Here is a 16,928-nt window from a genome sequence, read left to right as displayed (position 1 = left end):
GCTGCCGCTGCAGCATGCCGGCGGCGTTGTGCAGTGCAGAACGAAACTGCGCGGATGCCCCGCGCAGGCCGCCATGCCGCCCATGTCCTGTCTGCTGACAGCGCTGGACAATCGATGACGAAGCGGGTTCCATGTGTGGCCGCCGAATGGCTGGCATACCCTTCAACAAGGACATGCAATGGACAACCCTGCTGCAGTGCGCGGGCAACACGTGCAAAGCAACCGCGTGGCCCTGACGGTGGTCACCGCGATCTTCTTCATGTGGGGCTTCCTGACCTGCCTCAACGACATCCTCATTCCGCACCTCAAGGCCGCCTTCGCGCTCACCTGGGTGCAGGCGATGCTGGTGCAGTTCACCTTCTTCGGTGCGTACTTCCTGATGTCGCTGCCGGCAGGGCGGCTGGTCGCGGCGGTGGGCTACAAGCGCGGCATCGTGGCCGGGCTGGCCATTGCCGGCGTGGGCGCGCTGCTGTTCTGGCCGGCCGCGCATGCGCATGTGTACGGGTTGTTCCTGGCGGCGTTGTTCGTGCTCGCCACCGGCATCACCGTGCTGCAGGTGGCGGCCAACCCGTACGTGGCGCTGCTGGGACCGGAGCAGACCGCGTCCAGCCGACTGACCCTGGCGCAGTCGATGAATGCACTGGGCACCACGCTGGCGCCGCTGTTCGGCGGCCTGCTGATCCTGTCGGCCGAACCGCGCACCGATGAAGCCCTGGCGCTGCTGCCGCAGGCCGAGGCACTGGCCTACCGCGCCGCCGAGGCGCAGTCGGTGCAGCTGCCGTACTTCGGCCTGGCGGTGGCGCTGTTCGTGCTGGCCGCGGCCATCTGGATGTTCCGCCTGCCGGCCATCCCGGGCGTGGAAGAGGGCGCCACCGGCGGGCGCATCCGCGACGCGCTGCGGCATCCGCACCTGCGCTACGGCGTGCTGGCGATCTTCTTCTACGTGGGCGCTGAAGTGTCCATCGGCAGCGTGCTGGTCAACTTCCTGTCGATGCCGGGCATCGGCGAAGGGCTCACCGAGCAGGAAGCCACGCGGTATGTGTCGTTGTACTGGGGCGGTGCGCTGGTCGGGCGCCTGGTCGGCACCGTGCTGCTGGCACGGCTCGACCCGCGCCGCCTGCTGGGCATCTTCGCGCTGGTGGTGATGGCACTACTGGCGGTGACCATGCTGGCCGGTGGCGGGTTGGCCAAGTGGGCGGTGGTCAGCATCGGGCTGTTCAACTCGATCATGTTCCCGACCATCTTCGCGCTCGCTATCGCGCGCCTGGGCGCGCTGACCGGCAAGGGCTCCAGCCTGCTGGTGATGGCCATCGTGGGCGGTGCGGTGGTACCGCTGGCGATGGGTTGGGTGGCCGACAACCACGGCCTGCAGCTGTCGTTCCTGCTGCCGATGCTGTGCTACCTGTACATCGTGTTCTACGCGTGGCGGGGCTCGCGCCACGCCGTGTAACCACGCGCCTCAGCGCCGTCGCGGCGCGTGGGTCGATTCGCGCACCAGCACCGCATGGTCCACCGTGACCATGCGGCCGGCGTCGGGTGAGCGGATGTGGTCGATCAGCTGTTCGGTGGCCAGCCGACCCATGTGCGAAGTGGGCTGCCTCACCGTGGTCAGCGCCGGGTAGATATGCCCGGCGATGGGCGTGTCATCGAAGCCGCATACCGACAGGTCACGCGGAACGCGCAGGCCACGCTGGCCGGCCACGCGGTACACCGCGGCGGCCATGTCATCGTTGGCCGCGAAGATGGCGGTGGGCGGTTGTGGCAGGTCGAGCAGTGTATTGGCCGCCTCGATCCCGGATTCGAACGAAAACTGCCCGTTGACCACCAGGCCCGGGTCGTAGGCGATGCCGTGCTCGCGCAGCGCCTGGCGGTAGCCGGCCAGGCGCCACTGGCAGGCACCGTGCGCGCGCGGACCCTTGATGTGGCCAATGCGGCGGTGGCCCTGCGCCACCAGGTGGCCCATCAGTTCCACCACGGCCGTGGTTTCATCCATGCGCACGCCGATGCGACCGTCCGGGTGGCGTGGGGCGATGCTGGAAAAGGGAATGTCGTGCTCTTCCAGATAGGCCAGCACCACCGCATCGTCGGTCAACGGTGGAATCAGCACCACGCCATCGGGCCGCGAATTCTCGAACAGGGCCGCCAGGTCGGGCAGGGTGCTGCGGCCGACGCCGACCGGCCCCAGGATCAGGTTGTAATGCGTGGCGTGGCAGGCTTCAAGCATGCCGTTCTGGATTTCCATCAGGTAGTTGCGCGACGGATTGTTGTAGACCAGCGCCAGTGCATAGGAGCGCTGCCCGGCCAGGCTGCGTGCCGACAGGTTGGGCTTGTAGCCCAGCCGCGCCACGGCCGCGGTGACCCGCTCGCGCGTTTCGGCGCGCACGTTGGGCTCGTTGTTGAGCACGCGGGACACGGTCTTGATCGAAACGCCCGCGACTGCGGCGACATCCTCGATTCGACTACGCATGGTGCGGTGGATCCTATGTGGGGGCAGGTCGGCAACTGCCGATGGTAGTGCGGCAACATCACGTAGAGGTTGCCGAGGCAGGCCGATGGTGCCATGCCGCGATGGCTTGTGGCGCGCCGTTGAATTTCGTGCGGCGTTGCAACACCCAGCATGAGATCGATGCAACCGCTCGCGCGGTAATCCCCGTCGTAGCGGGGCGCACGTCCCGCGCGGGCCTTCCAGTGGTTGACAGTAGTGCCGGGTGTTTGTATGACAGCGCTGTCAGACAGGGGCGTTGAACCGATCCAAATGCGCGCCGACACCCCGTCGTCGCCCATCGCGCGTGGTCGTCATCCGCGCGGCGCCCACCCCGATCGCGCGTCATTCCACCGGAGGTAGTTGTCCGTGAACAGCCCCAACAAGACCCTTCTTGGCAGCTGCCTGCTGCTGGCCCTGGCCGCACCGGTGGCCGCTGCGCCTGCCAGTGGCGAACGCCTGCAGGACTGGCCGCGGGTGACCAGCGCGATTGCCAGCGATGCGGCCATCGAGGCGCGGGTGAAGCAGATCGTGGCGCAGATGACACTGGCGCAGAAGGTGGGGCAGATGACCCAGCCGGAGATCAAGACCATCACCCCGGCGCAGGTGCGCCAGTACTACATCGGCTCGGTGCTCAATGGCGGCGGCTCGTGGCCGGGCATGAACAAGCACGCCACTGTTGCAGACTGGTTGAAACTGGCTGACGCGTACCGGGCGGCCTCGTTGGCCACCGATGCACGTACGCCGGTGCCGGTGATCTGGGGCACCGATGCGGTGCACGGCCACAACAACGTCCATGGCGCCACGCTGTTCCCGCACAACATCGGCCTGGGCGCGGCCGGCGATGCCGAGCTGGTCGAGCGCATCGGGGAGGCCACCGCACGGGCCACCCGCGCCACCGGCATCGACTGGGTGTTCGCGCCCACTCTGGCCGTGGCGCACGACCCGCGCTGGGGCCGCACCTATGAGAGTTTCTCGTCCGACCCGGCACGCGTGCGCGAGTACGCACGCGCCTACGTCAAGGGCGCGCAGGGCCGTTTCGGCGACGACGGCAACGTGGTCGCCACGGCCAAGCATTACATCGGCGACGGTGCGACTGACAACGGCCGTGACCAGGGCGAGGCGCTGGTGGACAAGGCCACCATGGTCAACGTGCACGGGCAGGGCTACTACGGTGCGCTGGGCGAAGGCGTGCAGACGGTGATGGCCTCGTTCAACAGCTGGAACGACCGCACCGGCCGCGTCGACTACGGCAAGATGCACGGCAACAAGGCGCTGCTCACCGATGCCCTGAAAGACAAGATGGGCTTCGACGGTTTCGTCGTCTCCGACTGGAACGGCATCGCCCAGGTGCCGGGCTGCCGCAACGACAGCTGCGCCCAGGCGATCAACGCCGGCATCGACATGGTGATGGTGCCCGACGACTGGAAGGCATTCATCGCCAACACCATCGCGCAGGTGGAGAAGGGTGAAATCCCGATGGCGCGCATCGACGATGCGGTCAGCCGCATCCTGCGGGTCAAGCTGCGCGCCGGCCTGTTCGAGCACACACCGTCGGACAGTCGCTACGCCGGTGACGCCAACGCCGTGCAGCACCGCGCGCTGGCGCGCCGGGCGGTGCGTGAGTCGCTGGTGCTGCTGAAGAACGAAGGCAGCGCGCTGCCGTTGCGCCGCGACGCGCGGGTGATGGTGGTGGGCAAGAGCGCCGACAACCTGTCCGACCAGGCCGGTGGCTGGTCGCTGACCTGGCAGGGCACCGAGAACACCAACGCCGATTTCCCCAACGCCGATTCGGTACTGGGTGCGCTGCGCGCCGAACTGGGCACACAGCAGGTGGCCTACAGCGCCGACGGCACCGGGCTGGATCCGAGCAGGTTCGATGTGGTGGTGGCGGTGGTGGGCGAAACCCCCTACGCCGAAACCAACGGCGACATCCTGGCCTCCGATTCGGTCAGCCACAGCCGCGCCTACCCGCAGGACCTGGCCGTGCTGCGCGCGGCGCAGGCCAGTGGCAAGCCGGTGGTGACCGTGTATTTCTCCGGCCGCCCGATGTACACCAACGACCTGCTCAACCTGTCCCAGGCGTTCGTGGCCGCGTGGCTGCCGGGCAGCGAAGGCCGTGGCATCACCGACGTGCTGGTGGCGGGCAAGGACGGCAAGCCCACGCACGACTTCCGCGGCCGGTTGAGCTTCCCGTGGCCGGGCGTGCCGTGCCCGGCGCCGATTGACCGGCCCGACCCGAAGCGCCCGCCGCTGTTCGCGCTGGGTCACGGCCTGGCCTACACCGCGCCCGGCACGCTGACGCGCCTGCCCGAAGCCAATCCGGACAACTGCGGCGAGGTGACCACGCTGCCGATCTTCAACCGTGCCGATACCCCGCCGTTCGCATTGCACGTGGCGGCCAACGGCGCCACCCAGCCGCTGGGCAACGACCTCAACGCCACACTGCGCTGGCCGACCGCCACGCCGGTGGTGCAGGTGCGCACCGTGCAGGTGAACACCCAGCAGGATGCCAAGGAAGTCACGTGGCGGGCACCGGCGCAGTTGATCGCGCGCAGCACCTCGCGGCGCAACCTGGGCGCGCTGGCGCGCAACCACGGCGCGCTGCAGTTCGACGTGCAGCTGGTGCAGCGCCCGGCATCGCCGGTGACGGTGAGCATGCAGTGCGGCACCGGGTGCGAAGGCGGCGTGGATATCGCGCCACTGCTGACCACGCTGGCGCCGGGCCAGAAGCAGACCGTGACCGTGCCGCTGGCGTGCTTTGCCAAACGCGGCGTGGACCTGGGGGCGGTGGAAGCACCGTTCGTGGTGAGTGCCGACACGCCGTTTGCCGCGGCTTTCACCCAGGTGCGCGTGTCGGTGAATGCAGACAAGGCGCCGGGCGTGGTGCGCTGCCCGTAGAGCCGGGCTCTGCCCGGCTGGCGTGCGTTGTCCGTAGAGCCGGGCTCTGCCCGGCTGGCGTTCGGCGGGGCTGCGTGGAGCCGGCCAGCGGCCGGCGGTACCCGGGCGTGGGTATTTGTGCGTGGAGCCGGCCAGCGGCCGGCACTACCCGGGTGTGGGTGTTCGTGCGTGGAGCCGGCCAGCGGCCGGCACTACCCGGGTGTGGGTATTTGTGCGTGGAGCCGGCCAGCGGCCGGCGGTACCCGGGTGTGGGTGTTCGTGCGTGGAGCCGGCCAGCGGCCGGCGGTACCCGGGTGTGGGTATTTGTGCGTGGAGCCGGCCAGCGGCCGGCACTACCCGGGTGTGGGTGTTTGTGCGTGGAGCCGGCCAGCGGCCGGCGGTACCCGGGTGTGGGTGTTCGTGCGTGGAGCCGGCCAGCGGCCGGCACTACCCGGGTGTGGGTGTTTGTGCGTGGAGCCGGCCAGCGCGGCCGGCGGTACCCGGGTGTGGGTATTTGTGCGTGGAGCCGGCCAGCGGCCGGCACTACCGGTCACTCTCAACGAAAAAGGCCCCGCAGTGCGGGGCCTTTTTCTGTTCGCCTGGAACGCGTATCAGCGCTTCATCGAACCGAAGAACTCGTCGTTGGACTTGGTGTTCTTCATCTTGTCGAGCAGGAATTCCATCGCGGCCATTTCATCCATCGGATGCAGCAGCTTGCGCAGGATCCAGATCTTCTGCAGCAGTTCCGGTTCGATCAGCAGGTCTTCGCGACGGGTACCCGAGCGGTTGATGTCGATCGCCGGGAACACGCGCTTTTCAGAGATGCGACGGCTCAGGTGCACTTCGCTGTTGCCGGTGCCCTTGAACTCTTCGTAGATCACCTCGTCCATCTTGCTGCCGGTATCGACCAGCGCGGTAGCGATGATGGTCAGGCTGCCGCCTTCCTCCACGTTACGCGCGGCGCCGAAGAAGCGCTTCGGACGGTGCAGGGCGTTGGCGTCCACACCACCGGTGAGCACCTTGCCGGAGCTGGGCACCACGTTGTTGTAGGCACGTGCCAGGCGGGTGATCGAGTCGAGCAGGATCACCACGTCCTTCTTGTGCTCGACCAGGCGCTTGGCCCGCTCGATCACCATTTCGGCAACCTGCACGTGGCGCGCAGCCGGTTCGTCGAAGGTGGAGCTGATGACTTCGCCGCGCACGGTGCGCTGCATTTCGGTCACTTCTTCCGGGCGCTCATCGATCAGCAGCACGATCAGGTGCACGTCCGGATGATTGGTGGTGATCGCCGTGGCCACCTGCTGCATCATCATCGTCTTACCGGCCTTGGGCTGGGAGACGATCAGCGAACGCTGACCCTTGCCCTGCGGTGCCATCAGATCGAGGATGCGGCCGGTGATGTCTTCGGACGAACCGTTGCCGCGTTCCAGGGTGAAGCGCTTGCGCGGGAACAGCGGGGTCAGGTTTTCGAACAGCACCTTGTTCTTCGACGCTTCCAGCGGCTCACCGTTGATGGTGTCCACGATCGACAGCGCGAAGTAACGCTCGCCGTCCTTCGGGAAGCGGATGCGGCCGGACAGGTGGTCGCCGGTGCGCAGGTTGAAGCGGCGGATCTGGCTGGGCGAAATGTAGGTATCGTCCGGGCCGGCCAGGTAGCTGGCTTCGGCGGCACGCAGGAAACCAAAGCCGTCGGGCAGGATTTCCAGCACGCCGTCGGCGGCAACGCCGTCGCCATGGCGGGTGAGCACCTTGAGCAGGGCGAAGATCACGTCCTGCTTGCGGGCACGTGCCACGCCTTCGGAAATCTGTAACTGCTCGGCAATTTCCAGCAGCTTCTGCGCCGGCATGCGCTTGAGGTCGCTCAGCGAATAGACCGGGAAGCCTTCGGGCACATTGGCCTGCTGGCTGCGCACGAACGGCTGCTGTTCGCCGTTGTCCTGCGGCATGCCGTCGTCGTTGTAGCGATCGCCACCGCGATTGCGGTCACGGCGATTGCGGAAACGATCACGGCGGTTGCCCTGACCCTGACCCTGACCTTGGTTCTGGCCTTGGCCCTGGCCTTGACCCTGCTGGTACGGGTTCTGCCCGCCCTTGGGGGTGTTGTTGCCGTTCTGGTTGCGCTGGCCACCGTCGCCGGTGTCCTGTTGCGCATTGCCTTGGGCAGAGGAGGCGTCGCCGGTAGAGGCGGACGGTGCCTGCTGCGGCGCCGACGGAGCGGCGACCGGCGCCGGCGCGTCATGCGCGGCAGCCAGGGGCAGTGCAGGCTGGGAGGGGGGAGAACCTGCCTCGGCAGCGGTGTTGGCGGCGGCCTTGGCGACGCGCGGCTTGCGCACGCGCTTCTCGGCGGGCGCGTCGGCGCTCCCGGGTTCGGAAGTAGTGATATCGGACAAGTGCTGGATTCCTCGCTAGAAGGTGCGAGCGCCCGGCAGGGCAGCGAACGTTGGGAAAGGATTCTGGAAAGAACGTCGTCCAGAAGATGCGGCGCGCGAATGCGGCCGGATGCTGCCGACACTAACACCGGCTCGCGGCGGTGCGCAAGCCGGGTGGGGCAGGGTCATTCATGCGGGGCAGGCCCCGCGGGCAGCCGGCAGGGGCCGGCTGCCTGCTGCGATCAGGCCAGCGCCTTGTCCAGCATGCCGGCCAGCTGGGCCTTGCCGACCGCGCCGATCTGCTGCGCCTGGACCTGGCCGTCCTTGAACACCAGCAGCATCGGGATCGAGCGCACGTGGTACTTGGCGGCCAATGCGCGGTTCTGGTCCACGTTGACCTTGGCGATCTTGGCGCGGCCGTTGTAGGCGTCGGCCAGTTCGTCCAGGGCGGGGGCGATCATCTTGCACGGACCACACCACTCGGCCCAGAAATCGACCAGCACCGGTTCCTTGGAATTCAGCACTGCGCTATCGAAGTCGGCATCGCCGACATGTACAACCTTGTCGCTCATCTTGGTTTCTCGTCTGGAAATGCACCCGGCGGGGCCGGAGGAGGTTGAATTTGGACGCCACCGGAAGGTGCCGTCCGCGTCTGCTGCCTCGTGGCCGCGAGGGCGGCCAGCGGTGCGCCAGGTGGATGCCTGGTCGCTCACGGCGGGCAGTGTACCCCTATCGTCGCGGCCGGGCAGGTGCTGCCTGAAACCCAGCATCCCGTGATTGGCGCCCTGCATTGATGGGGCAGTCCTTCTCTATATGTGGCCGTGTGCGACCGCCTCCAGTGGCCGTGGCGCGCACGTTCAACTGGCGGCAGGCGCGGTGAAAACATGTGAAAACCGGCGGGTCGATACCGGGGACCGACGGTGACAGTCGGCCTCTGGCGGGCTGTCTCAGCCATCCTTGCGACGGCGGAGGCCGGTTTGGCGCCGACATTGCGCTAAACTGCGCCATTGTGCGGCGCCCCTGGACCGGTAGGTCCGGCCCCGTCCAACCCCGGCGCAGGGCCCGCAATGGCGACGGTGCCCCCCAAGATTGCAAGCCTCCCGCGCACCGCTGCCGGGGCGGCCTTACCAAGACGGACACATGAGCGACAAACCGCTGACCGATTTGACCTTCTCCTCCTTCGAGCTGCACCCGGCCCTGCAGGCCGGCCTTGAAGGAGCCGGATTCACCCGTTGCACGCCCATCCAGGCGCTGACCCTGCCGGTCGCGCTGCCCGGCGGCGACGTCGCCGGCCAGGCCCAGACCGGCACCGGCAAGACCCTGGCCTTCCTGGTCGCGGTGGTGAACCGCCTGCTGACCCGTCCGGCACTGGCCGACCGCAAGCCGGAAGACCCGCGCGCGCTGATCCTGGCCCCCACCCGCGAACTGGCCATCCAGATCCACAAGGATGCGGTCAAGTTCGGTTCGGACCTGGGCCTGCGCTTCGCGCTGGTCTACGGCGGTGTGGATTACGACAAGCAGCGCGAGATCCTGCAGCAGGGCGTGGACGTCATCATCGCCACCCCGGGCCGCCTGATCGATTATGTCAAGCAGCACAAGGTGGTGTCGCTGCACGCCTGCGAAATCTGCGTGCTCGACGAAGCCGACCGCATGTTCGATCTGGGCTTCATCAAGGACATCCGTTTCCTGCTGCGCCGCATGCCCGAGCGCAGCACGCGCCAGACGCTGCTGTTCAGCGCCACGCTCAGCCACCGCGTGCTGGAGCTGGCCTATGAGCACATGAACGAGCCGCAGAAGCTGGTGGTGGAAAGCGAGTCGATCACCGCCGCGCGCGTGCGCCAGCGCATCTACTTCCCGGCCGACGAAGAAAAGATCCCGCTGCTGCTGGGCCTGCTGTCGCGCAGCGAAGGCGCGCGCACCATGGTCTTCGTCAACACCAAGGTGTTCGTCGAGCGCGTGGCCCGTTCGCTTGAAAAGGCCGGCTACCGCGTGGGCGTGCTGTCCGGCGACGTGCCGCAGAAGAAGCGTGAGAGCCTGCTCAACCGCTTCCAGAAGGGCCAGCTCGAAATCCTGGTAGCCACCGACGTGGCCGCCCGCGGCCTGCACATCGACGGCATCAAGTACGTCTACAACTACGACCTGCCGTTCGACGCCGAAGACTACGTGCACCGCATCGGCCGTACCGCGCGCCTGGGCGAAGAAGGCGATGCGATCAGCTTCGCCTGCGAGCGCTACGCGATGGGCCTGCCGGACATCGAGGCCTACATCGAGCAGAAGATCCCGGTCGAAGCGGTCACCAGCGAAATCCTGACCTCGCTGCCGCGCCCGGAACGTGCGCCGGCCGAAGCGGGCGAGGAAGGCGACGAGAACGAGAGCGTTGGCCAGATCTTCCGCGAGGCACGCGAAGCGCGTGCGGCCGAAGAACAGCGTCGTGGCGGTGGCAGCAGCAGCGGTCGCGGTGGCAAGCCGTCGGCCGGTGGCCGTGGCGAACGCCGCGCACCGGGCGAGCGCAGTGCCGACGGCAAGCCGCGCCGCGAGCGCAAGCCGCGCGTGGAAGGCGACGCCCCGGTCGAGGGTGAGGTCAAGCCGCAGGCCGCGGTGGCCCAGGCCGCCGTTGCCCCGGCGGACGCCCCGAGCGCCGCCGACAGCCCGGCCGTGGAAGGCGAGCGCGCCCCGCGCAAGCGTCGTCGTCGTCGCCACGGCCGTCCGGTCGAAGGCGCCGAAGGTGCCACACCGCAGGCATCGGTGACCCCGGTGCAGGTGACCGCCAAGCCGATGCGTGGCACCCCGGCCGCCGATCCGGGCGCGTCGTTCCTGACCCGCATCGGTCGCAAGATCCGCCGGATGCTGTCCGGTTCGTAAGACCGGACGCGCGACCCGCGATGCCTGGGGGGTATAGCCCCCTTGGTAAGGGGGCGGTCGCGAAGCGACGGGGGATCGGGTGCTGATGAGAGGGGCCCACGGTTTGCGCAGCGAACCGTGGGGCGACAGCGCGAATGCGATGGCGCTTCCCCCGACCGTGGGTCGGCACCCACCCCACCTGCACGCCGCCACCCTCGTCCTGCATAATCAGGGGATGAGCGTCCTGCGTTTTGACAATGTCAGCAAACAATATGCCGGCGGCCACCAGGCACTGGTGGACGTCAGCTTCGATGTCGCCCCCGGGGAAATGCTGTTCGTCACCGGTCACTCCGGTGCGGGCAAGAGCACCCTGCTCAAGTTGATCCACCTCGACGAGCGGCCCAGCCGCGGCGCGGTGATCTTCAACGAGCGCAACCTGCTCAAGGTGCGTGGCGGCAACATCCCCCGGCACCGTCGCGAGGTGGGTGCGGTCTACCAGGACCACCGCCTGCTGATGGACCGCAGCATCGCCGAGAACGTCGCCCTGCCGCTGATCCTGCGCGGCACCCGCCGCGCCGATATCGGCAAGCGGGTGCGCTCGGTGCTGGAACGGATGGGCCTGGGCCACCGCGAAAAAGCGCTGCCGTCGCAGCTGTCGGCGGGTGAGCAGCAGCGGGTGGGCATCGCCCGCGCGATCGTCAGCGAACCGCGGCTGCTGGTGGCCGACGAACCCACCGGCAACCTCGACCCCACCCTGGCGGCGGAAATCATGGCGTTGTTCGCCGAGCTTCCCGAGCGCGGCACCAGCGTGCTGGTAGTCAGCCACGACCTGGCCCTGCTGCGGCACATGCGCAAGCGCGTGCTGATCCTGGACCACGGCAAGCTGATCGACGACATCTCGCCGCAGGACCTGGCCGAATGAACGCACCCACCAACAGGGACGCCGCGGCACCGTCGCGCCTGGGCGTGTGGCTTCATCACCACGGCCATAGCGTGGTGTTCAGCCTGGGCCGTGCCTGGCGCAAGCCGTGGGCCACGCTGCTGACCATCATGGTGATGGCGCTGGCCCTGGCCCTGCCGTTGGGCCTGTCCATCGCGCTGGACAACCTCACCCATTTCGCCGGCAGCGTGCAGCAGTCGCGCGACATCAACCTGTTCCTCAAGACCGACACCGACGCGGCGGCGGCCGGGCAGGTCGCCGATTCGTTGCGTGGCCGTGCCGATGTGGCCAACGTCACCGTGCAGACGCCGGAGCAGGGCCTGCAGGAACTGCGTGACGGCGCCGGGTTGGGCGAGGCGATCGATGCGCTGCACGACAACCCGTTGCCTACGCTGCTGATCGTCACCCCGAAGGCAGGCGCCGACGATGCGCGCCTGGCGCAGTCGCTGGAAGGCCTGCCGCAGGCCGACCTGGTGCAGCACGATGCGCTGTGGCGCAAGCGCCTGGACGCCTGGCTGGGCTTCGGCGCGCGGCTGGTACAGGTGCTGTCGGTGTTGCTGGGCCTGGGCGCCGCACTGGTGGTGGGCAATACCGTGCGCCTGGACATCCAGGCGCGCCGCGAGGAAATCGGCGTGCTGCAGTTGCTGGGCGCCAGCGACGGCTTCATCCGCCGCCCGTTCCTGTACCTGGGCGCGTGGTACGGGCTGGGGGCCGGCGCGGTGGCGCTGGCGCTGATCGGCGTGGCCGGCCTGGCCTTGCGCCCGCCGCTGGCCGCGTTGTCTGAAAGTTATGCCAGCCCGTTCGTGTTGCACGGGTTGGATCTGCTGCATTCATCGTTCGTGCTGGTCGGCACCGTGGTGCTGGGCTGGCTGGGCGCGTGGCTGGTGACAGGGCATTTCCTGCGCCAGACCCGACCGACCGAAACCTGAGGCCCGCATGCGCCCGCAAGCCCTGAAGCACCTGGTCGACGATGCACCGCGCGTGATGGTGGTCGACGGCTCCAAGCTGGTCCGCAAGTTGATTGCCGATGTGCTGCAACGCGAATTGCCGGCGGTGGAGGTGGTGGGCTGCGCGAGCATCGAAGAGGCGCGCAACGCCCTTGCCGCCGGGCCGGTGAACCTGGTCACCACCTCGCTCACGCTCAGCGACGGCGACGGCCTGGCGCTGGCGCGGCTGGTCCGCGAAACCGCCGGGCAGGCCTACGTGCCGGTGATCGTGGTATCCGGCGATGCGCAGCAGCACCTGGAACAGCGCCGCTTCACCGACTACGTCACTGACTATTTCGACAAGGCGCTGGGCCATGAGGCGCTGGCCACGTTCATCCGTGGCTATGTGCAGCCGGAAACCATTCCCGGCGCCACCATCCTGTATGTCGAAGACAGCCGCGTGGTGGCCGAGGCGACCAAGCGCATGCTCGAACGCCAGAGCCTGCGCGTGCTGCATGTGATGACCGCCGAGGAAGCCTTCGCGCTGCTCACCGCCGAATCGCTGGGCCGCAGCAGCCACCGCATCGACCTGGTGCTCACCGACGTGACCCTCAAGGGCGAGCTGAGCGGGCTGGACGTGGTCGAGCGCGTGCGCGTGGATTTCGGCTACGGCAAGCGCCGCCTGCCGGTGCTGGTGATGACCGGCGACGGCAACCCGCTCAACCAGTCCGGCCTGCTGCAGGCCGGTGCCAACGACCTGGTGCAGAAGCCGATCGAAGAGCGCCTGCTGGTGACCAAGGTCCTGTTCCAGCTGCGCCTGTCGCGGCTCAATGAAAAACCCCTGGTGCGATGAACGACGACGCAACCCCCAGCATCCAGCTTGAACCGAGCTGGAAGGCACGTATTGGTGAGTGGCTGCTGCGTCCGGACATGCGTGACCTGTCCAGCTTCCTGCGCCAGCGCAAGGCAGCCGGTGCGCAGGTGTTCCCGCCCGGCCCGCAGATGTTCGCCGCCTTCGATGCCACCCCGTTCGAGCAGGTCAAGGTGGTGATCCTGGGGCAGGACCCCTACCACGGCGCCGGCCAGGCCCATGGCCTGAGTTTCTCGGTGATGCCCGGCATCCCGGTGCCGCCGTCGCTGCTCAATATCTACAAAGAAATCGAAGCCGACCTGGGGATTCCGCGCCCGGACCACGGCTGCCTGCTGCCGTGGGCGCGCCAGGGCGTGCTGTTGCTCAATGCGGTGCTGACCGTGGAGGCCGGCCAAGCCGGTGCGCACCAGAAGCGCGGCTGGGAAGGGTTCACCGACCATGTCGTGGACACCCTCAACCGTGAACGCGACGGGCTGGTGTTCATGCTCTGGGGCAGCTACGCGCAACAGAAGGGCAAGGTGATCGACACCGGCCGGCATCGGGTGCTGAAGGCACCCCATCCGTCGCCGTTGTCGGCGCACCGCGGTTTCCTGGGGTGCCATCACTTCTCGATGGCCAATGAATACCTGCAGCGCCGCGGCCAGACGCCCATCGACTGGTCGCTGCCGCCGCGCGCGGCGCTGTAATCCGGGCCGGCAACAGGCCGGCAGCCACGCGTTACTCCGTCAACATTTCCATGATCGCGCGCGCCACCTGACGCTTGCGCGCGGGCATGCGCCGCAATAACGACAGAATCTCGGTTTCCTGGGCGGTACGTGCTGCTTCCACCGGCAACGCGTCCGGCAAAGGCAGGTCCACGCCGTCCTCCGGACGCCCGGGACCGCGCCCCGTGGCCAGCCATTCAAAATGGACTTGCGTCACAATTGCGATGCAGGCAAGGTGTTGCACGCTCGGGAATGTACCGCCTTCCCGTTCCCACTGCGCTACGGCACTGCGTCGCACGCCGGCCGCCAACGCCAGCTGCGCCTGGGACAGGCCAGCCGTTAGTCGGGCTCGCCGGATTCTGTCGCACATGGCCTGCATTTAGTGCCCCCTTTCCCTGTTCGGTAAGCCCTGCTTCCCTGGAAGTGATTCTTTTCCCGCGTGTACAGAATCGCTGTCGCCGCCTGCTGCATCCGGGGTATTCGTCCGACGCCGACCCGCCAGCAAGCGCCACTGTCCCCCTATTTCACGCCGTCTTGTTTGACGGAATTTTCGTTGCCCCGCATTAATCGGCCCGAACCGGACATAAACGCATTCCCAAGCGGGAAACGGCACCGGCAGGGCACGATCAGAACGACGACGGAGTAACTCCGCCGCCACGGTCGAACTCTGCCAAAAATCGGCGGAGACGCATGTATGGTTAATGTGAAAGGCGTGAACGTTCCGTCAGTGCGTTGGCAGTCATGGCTGCTCCTTGCACTACTGGCGGTGCTTTCATGCCTGGGGCAGGCCAAGGCGCAATCGGCCTGTACCGCCGGCGCCTGCGTCAGTGCCGGTCCGCGCCTGGCCTCGGTGGATTCCACCCAGAGTCCGGTGCTCAACCTGCTGTTCGGCGCGCTGCTGCCGGGCACCAGCCTCAACCTGAGCGTGGCCGACTGGAACAACCTGGCCGGCGCCAACATCAACCTCAACGCCTTGCTGACCCAGCTCAACGGCGGGGTGGTGGTGAGCGATCCCAGCCAGGTGCTCAACGCCAACATCACCCTGGGCCAGTTGCGCGCGGCGATGGTGCAGGTGCTGCAGGCCGACGGCCAGACCGCCGCGGCCAACGTGCTCAACGCACTGCCGCTGGGCGTGGCCGGGACCACCGGCAACATCCGCCTGGCCGACCTGCTGCAGATCGCCCTGCCCACCGGGTCGCTGGCCACCGTGCGCCTGAACGTGCTGGACCTGCTGACCGGCGGCGTGCAGCTCTACAACTTCCGCAACGTGCTCACCACGCCAACGCCGATCACCGTCGACACCGCGGCGCTGGGCCTCAACGGTGTGGCCAACGTGCGCCTGTGGCTGCAGGTGATCGAACCGCCGGTCTACAGCTGCGGCACGGTGGGCGCGGCGTTCCACAGTGCGGCCATCCGCATCAAGCTCGACCTGGACCTGGTGCAGGGACTCAACACCGGCACGCTCAGCGCGGCGCTCAACGGCCTCAACCTGCTGGGGGTGTCGCTGTCCAACACCAGCATCACCGCCGACGTACTGCACCTGCAGCTGTATGCCGACGTGGCGCGTGCCGAAGGCTCGATCTCGGCGGTGAACCTGGTGGGCAACGCGGTCACGCTGCAGGCGCGCCCGGGCCTGGTGAACCTGTATGTCGGCCAGATCAGCGACGCCACCTTCTTCAACCGCAGCACCGTGCTGACCGACACGGCACTGACCGCCGCCACGCTGACCTCGCTCAGCGTGAAGGTGCGGGTGGCGGCCAACGTGCTTGGCCTGCTCACGCCGATCGCCGACATCACCGTGCCGCTCACGGTCAGCGTGCGCAGCTTCGCCACCGCCACGCCAGGGCTGCAGAGTGCCAGCTTCACTGGTCCCTACCCACAGACCCGCACGCTGACTGCCGGTACGGTGAGCGCGGCCACGATGGTGTCCACGCTGGTCAACTCGTTGAACATCCAGGTCACCAGTGGCAACCCCACCGTGACCCTGCTCGGCGGCATCCCGCTGCCGCTGCCGGTGGCCGACCTGGTCAACGGCATCGTCAACACGCTGCTTACGCCCATCCGCTCCGCCGTCAACGTGCTGGTCACCCCCGTGCTGACGGCCGTGCTCGGGGGCCTGGTCGACAACCTGCTGGCGCTGCTGGGCATCCGTATCGGCCAGGCGGTGTTCACCGTGGAAGGCATCACCCAGGCCTGCGCGGCGACGCTGCAGCTGGTCAAGGACCTGCAGCCCACCAGCGACACCGGCCGCTTCAACCTGTCCATCACCTACAACGGCAGCACGGTGGGCTCGGCCAGCAACGTGGGCAACAACGGCGCCACCGCGGCGGTGATCACCGTGCCCGGCGGCAGCTACGCGCTGGCCGAAGCCGCCGCCGCCGGCACCACGCTGGCGCGCTATGCCAGCAGCTGGCAATGCACCGACCAGAACAACACCGTGGTGTCTTCCGGCAGCGGCGGCAGCTTCACCCTGCAGGCGCCGGCGATGACCGCCACCGCCGTGACCCTGGTGTGCCGCATCACCAACCGCACGCGCCAGGCCGAGCTGTCGATCACCAAGAGCGACGGCAGCGGCACCTACACACCAGGCGGCACGGCCACCTACACGCTGCTGGTGCGCAACGACGGGCCCGACCCGGTCACCGATGCCGTGGTGGCCGACAACCTGCCCAACGGCATCACCTTGCGGGGCGCTTGGACCTGCAGTGCCACCAGCGGCAGCACGTGCGCGGCGGCCAGTGGCGGTGCGGTGGGCGGCAACGCGGTCAGCGTGGGCGTGAACCTGATCAATGGGGGCCAGGCAACGATCAGCGTGCCGGTCAGCTTCAGCAGCAACCCGGGCGCGTACTAGCACCCGGGGCGGTACCGCAGTGGGCGTGGGGATGACCCCGCGCCGGGGATGGACACGATCACCG

General features: G+C 68.0%; 12 protein-coding genes and 1 pseudogene. 8 read left to right on the top strand and 5 right to left on the bottom strand.

From position 1 onward, the window contains the following. Positions 1 to 178 precede the first annotated feature (178 nt). Complete coding sequence (locus ACZ0AE_RS18375; protein WP_463601831.1) at positions 179 to 1,450, top strand: sugar MFS transporter; 1,272 nt, start codon at positions 179 to 181, stop codon at positions 1,448 to 1,450. A gap of 9 nt (positions 1,451 to 1,459) precedes the next feature. Here ACZ0AE_RS18375 and ACZ0AE_RS18370 read toward each other — a convergent pair whose 3' ends face one another. Further along, on the bottom strand, positions 1,460 to 2,467 hold the full coding sequence (locus ACZ0AE_RS18370) for a LacI family DNA-binding transcriptional regulator (protein ID WP_447595927.1): 1,008 nt from the start codon (positions 2,465 to 2,467) through the stop codon (positions 1,460 to 1,462). A gap of 384 nt (positions 2,468 to 2,851) precedes the next feature. Between ACZ0AE_RS18370 and ACZ0AE_RS18365 the strand changes: the two genes are divergently transcribed. Continuing rightward, complete coding sequence (locus tag ACZ0AE_RS18365) at positions 2,852 to 5,383, top strand: glycoside hydrolase family 3 protein (protein ID WP_463601830.1); 2,532 nt, start codon at positions 2,852 to 2,854, stop codon at positions 5,381 to 5,383. A 590-nt stretch (positions 5,384 to 5,973) separates the two neighbouring features. On the opposite strand, the gene rho is transcribed toward ACZ0AE_RS18365, so the two are convergent. Then, positions 5,974 to 7,752: a transcription termination factor Rho gene (rho, locus tag ACZ0AE_RS18360; RefSeq protein WP_038685829.1), complete on the bottom strand. Its 1,779-nt coding sequence runs from the start codon at positions 7,750 to 7,752 to the stop codon at positions 5,974 to 5,976. Between the two features lie 221 nt (positions 7,753 to 7,973). Further along, positions 7,974 to 8,303 carry a thioredoxin TrxA gene (trxA, locus tag ACZ0AE_RS18355; RefSeq protein WP_038685830.1) on the bottom strand — a complete coding sequence of 110 codons (330 nt, stop codon included), beginning with the start codon at positions 8,301 to 8,303 and terminating at the stop codon, positions 7,974 to 7,976. A gap of 568 nt (positions 8,304 to 8,871) precedes the next feature. Between trxA and rhlB the strand changes: the two genes are divergently transcribed. The 5 genes from rhlB (at position 8,872) to ung (ending at position 13,995) form a co-directional block, all read left to right on the top strand. Continuing rightward, positions 8,872 to 10,593, top strand: a complete 1,722-nt coding sequence (gene rhlB, locus ACZ0AE_RS18350; protein ID WP_463601829.1) for an ATP-dependent RNA helicase RhlB — start codon at positions 8,872 to 8,874, stop codon at positions 10,591 to 10,593. Positions 10,594 to 10,807: 214 nt separating this feature from the next. Further along, a complete protein-coding gene (ftsE, locus tag ACZ0AE_RS18345; protein ID WP_038685832.1) occupies positions 10,808 to 11,494 on the top strand; it encodes a cell division ATP-binding protein FtsE in 687 nt (228 codons plus the stop codon). After that, positions 11,491 to 12,441 (top strand): permease-like cell division protein FtsX, encoded by a 951-nt coding sequence (ftsX, locus tag ACZ0AE_RS18340; RefSeq protein ID WP_463601828.1) that lies wholly within the window; start codon positions 11,491 to 11,493, stop codon positions 12,439 to 12,441. The genes ftsE and ftsX overlap by 4 nt, the downstream gene beginning before the upstream one ends. Before the next feature lie 7 nt (positions 12,442 to 12,448). After that, entirely contained in the window at positions 12,449 to 13,291 is an 843-nt protein-coding gene (locus tag ACZ0AE_RS18335) for a response regulator (RefSeq protein WP_038685834.1), read from the top strand. Then, positions 13,288 to 13,995 carry a uracil-DNA glycosylase gene (gene ung / locus ACZ0AE_RS18330; RefSeq protein ID WP_463601827.1) on the top strand — a complete coding sequence of 236 codons (708 nt, stop codon included), beginning with the start codon at positions 13,288 to 13,290 and terminating at the stop codon, positions 13,993 to 13,995. The genes ACZ0AE_RS18335 and ung overlap by 4 nt, the downstream gene beginning before the upstream one ends. 31 nt (positions 13,996 to 14,026) lie before the next feature. Here ung and ACZ0AE_RS18325 read toward each other — a convergent pair whose 3' ends face one another. Continuing rightward, positions 14,027 to 14,167 (bottom strand): hypothetical protein, encoded by a 141-nt coding sequence (locus ACZ0AE_RS18325; RefSeq protein ID WP_236546334.1) that lies wholly within the window; start codon positions 14,165 to 14,167, stop codon positions 14,027 to 14,029. Between the two features lie 30 nt (positions 14,168 to 14,197). Further along, positions 14,198 to 14,383: pseudogene (locus tag ACZ0AE_RS18320) on the bottom strand (helix-turn-helix domain-containing protein); the annotation flags it as partial. A gap of 342 nt (positions 14,384 to 14,725) precedes the next feature. On the opposite strand from ACZ0AE_RS18320, the gene ACZ0AE_RS18315 reads away from it, so the two are divergent. Then, a complete protein-coding gene (locus ACZ0AE_RS18315; RefSeq protein ID WP_463601826.1) occupies positions 14,726 to 16,864 on the top strand; it encodes a hypothetical protein in 2,139 nt (712 codons plus the stop codon). The last annotated feature ends 64 nt before the right edge of the window (positions 16,865 to 16,928 follow it).

The organism is Stenotrophomonas sp. AC248, from assembly GCF_979258185.1.
This window is presented reverse-complemented; position numbering and strand designations above follow the sequence as displayed.

What these genes read in the sequence shown, in the direction of transcription:
- trxA (WP_038685830.1), bottom strand. Translation starts at nt 8,303, where the DNA reads ATGAGCGACAAGGTTGTACATGTCGGCGATGCCGACTTCGATAGCGCA.
- ACZ0AE_RS18335 (WP_038685834.1), top strand. Translation starts at nt 12,449, where the DNA reads ATGCGCCCGCAAGCCCTGAAGCACCTGGTCGACGATGCACCGCGCGTG.
- ACZ0AE_RS18375 (WP_463601831.1), top strand. Translation starts at nt 179, where the DNA reads ATGGACAACCCTGCTGCAGTGCGCGGGCAACACGTGCAAAGCAACCGC.
- ung (WP_463601827.1), top strand. Translation starts at nt 13,288, where the DNA reads ATGAACGACGACGCAACCCCCAGCATCCAGCTTGAACCGAGCTGGAAG.
- ftsE (WP_038685832.1), top strand. Translation starts at nt 10,808, where the DNA reads ATGAGCGTCCTGCGTTTTGACAATGTCAGCAAACAATATGCCGGCGGC.
- ftsX (WP_463601828.1), top strand. Translation starts at nt 11,491, where the DNA reads ATGAACGCACCCACCAACAGGGACGCCGCGGCACCGTCGCGCCTGGGC.
- rhlB (WP_463601829.1), top strand. Translation starts at nt 8,872, where the DNA reads ATGAGCGACAAACCGCTGACCGATTTGACCTTCTCCTCCTTCGAGCTG.
- ACZ0AE_RS18370 (WP_447595927.1), bottom strand. Translation starts at nt 2,467, where the DNA reads ATGCGTAGTCGAATCGAGGATGTCGCCGCAGTCGCGGGCGTTTCGATC.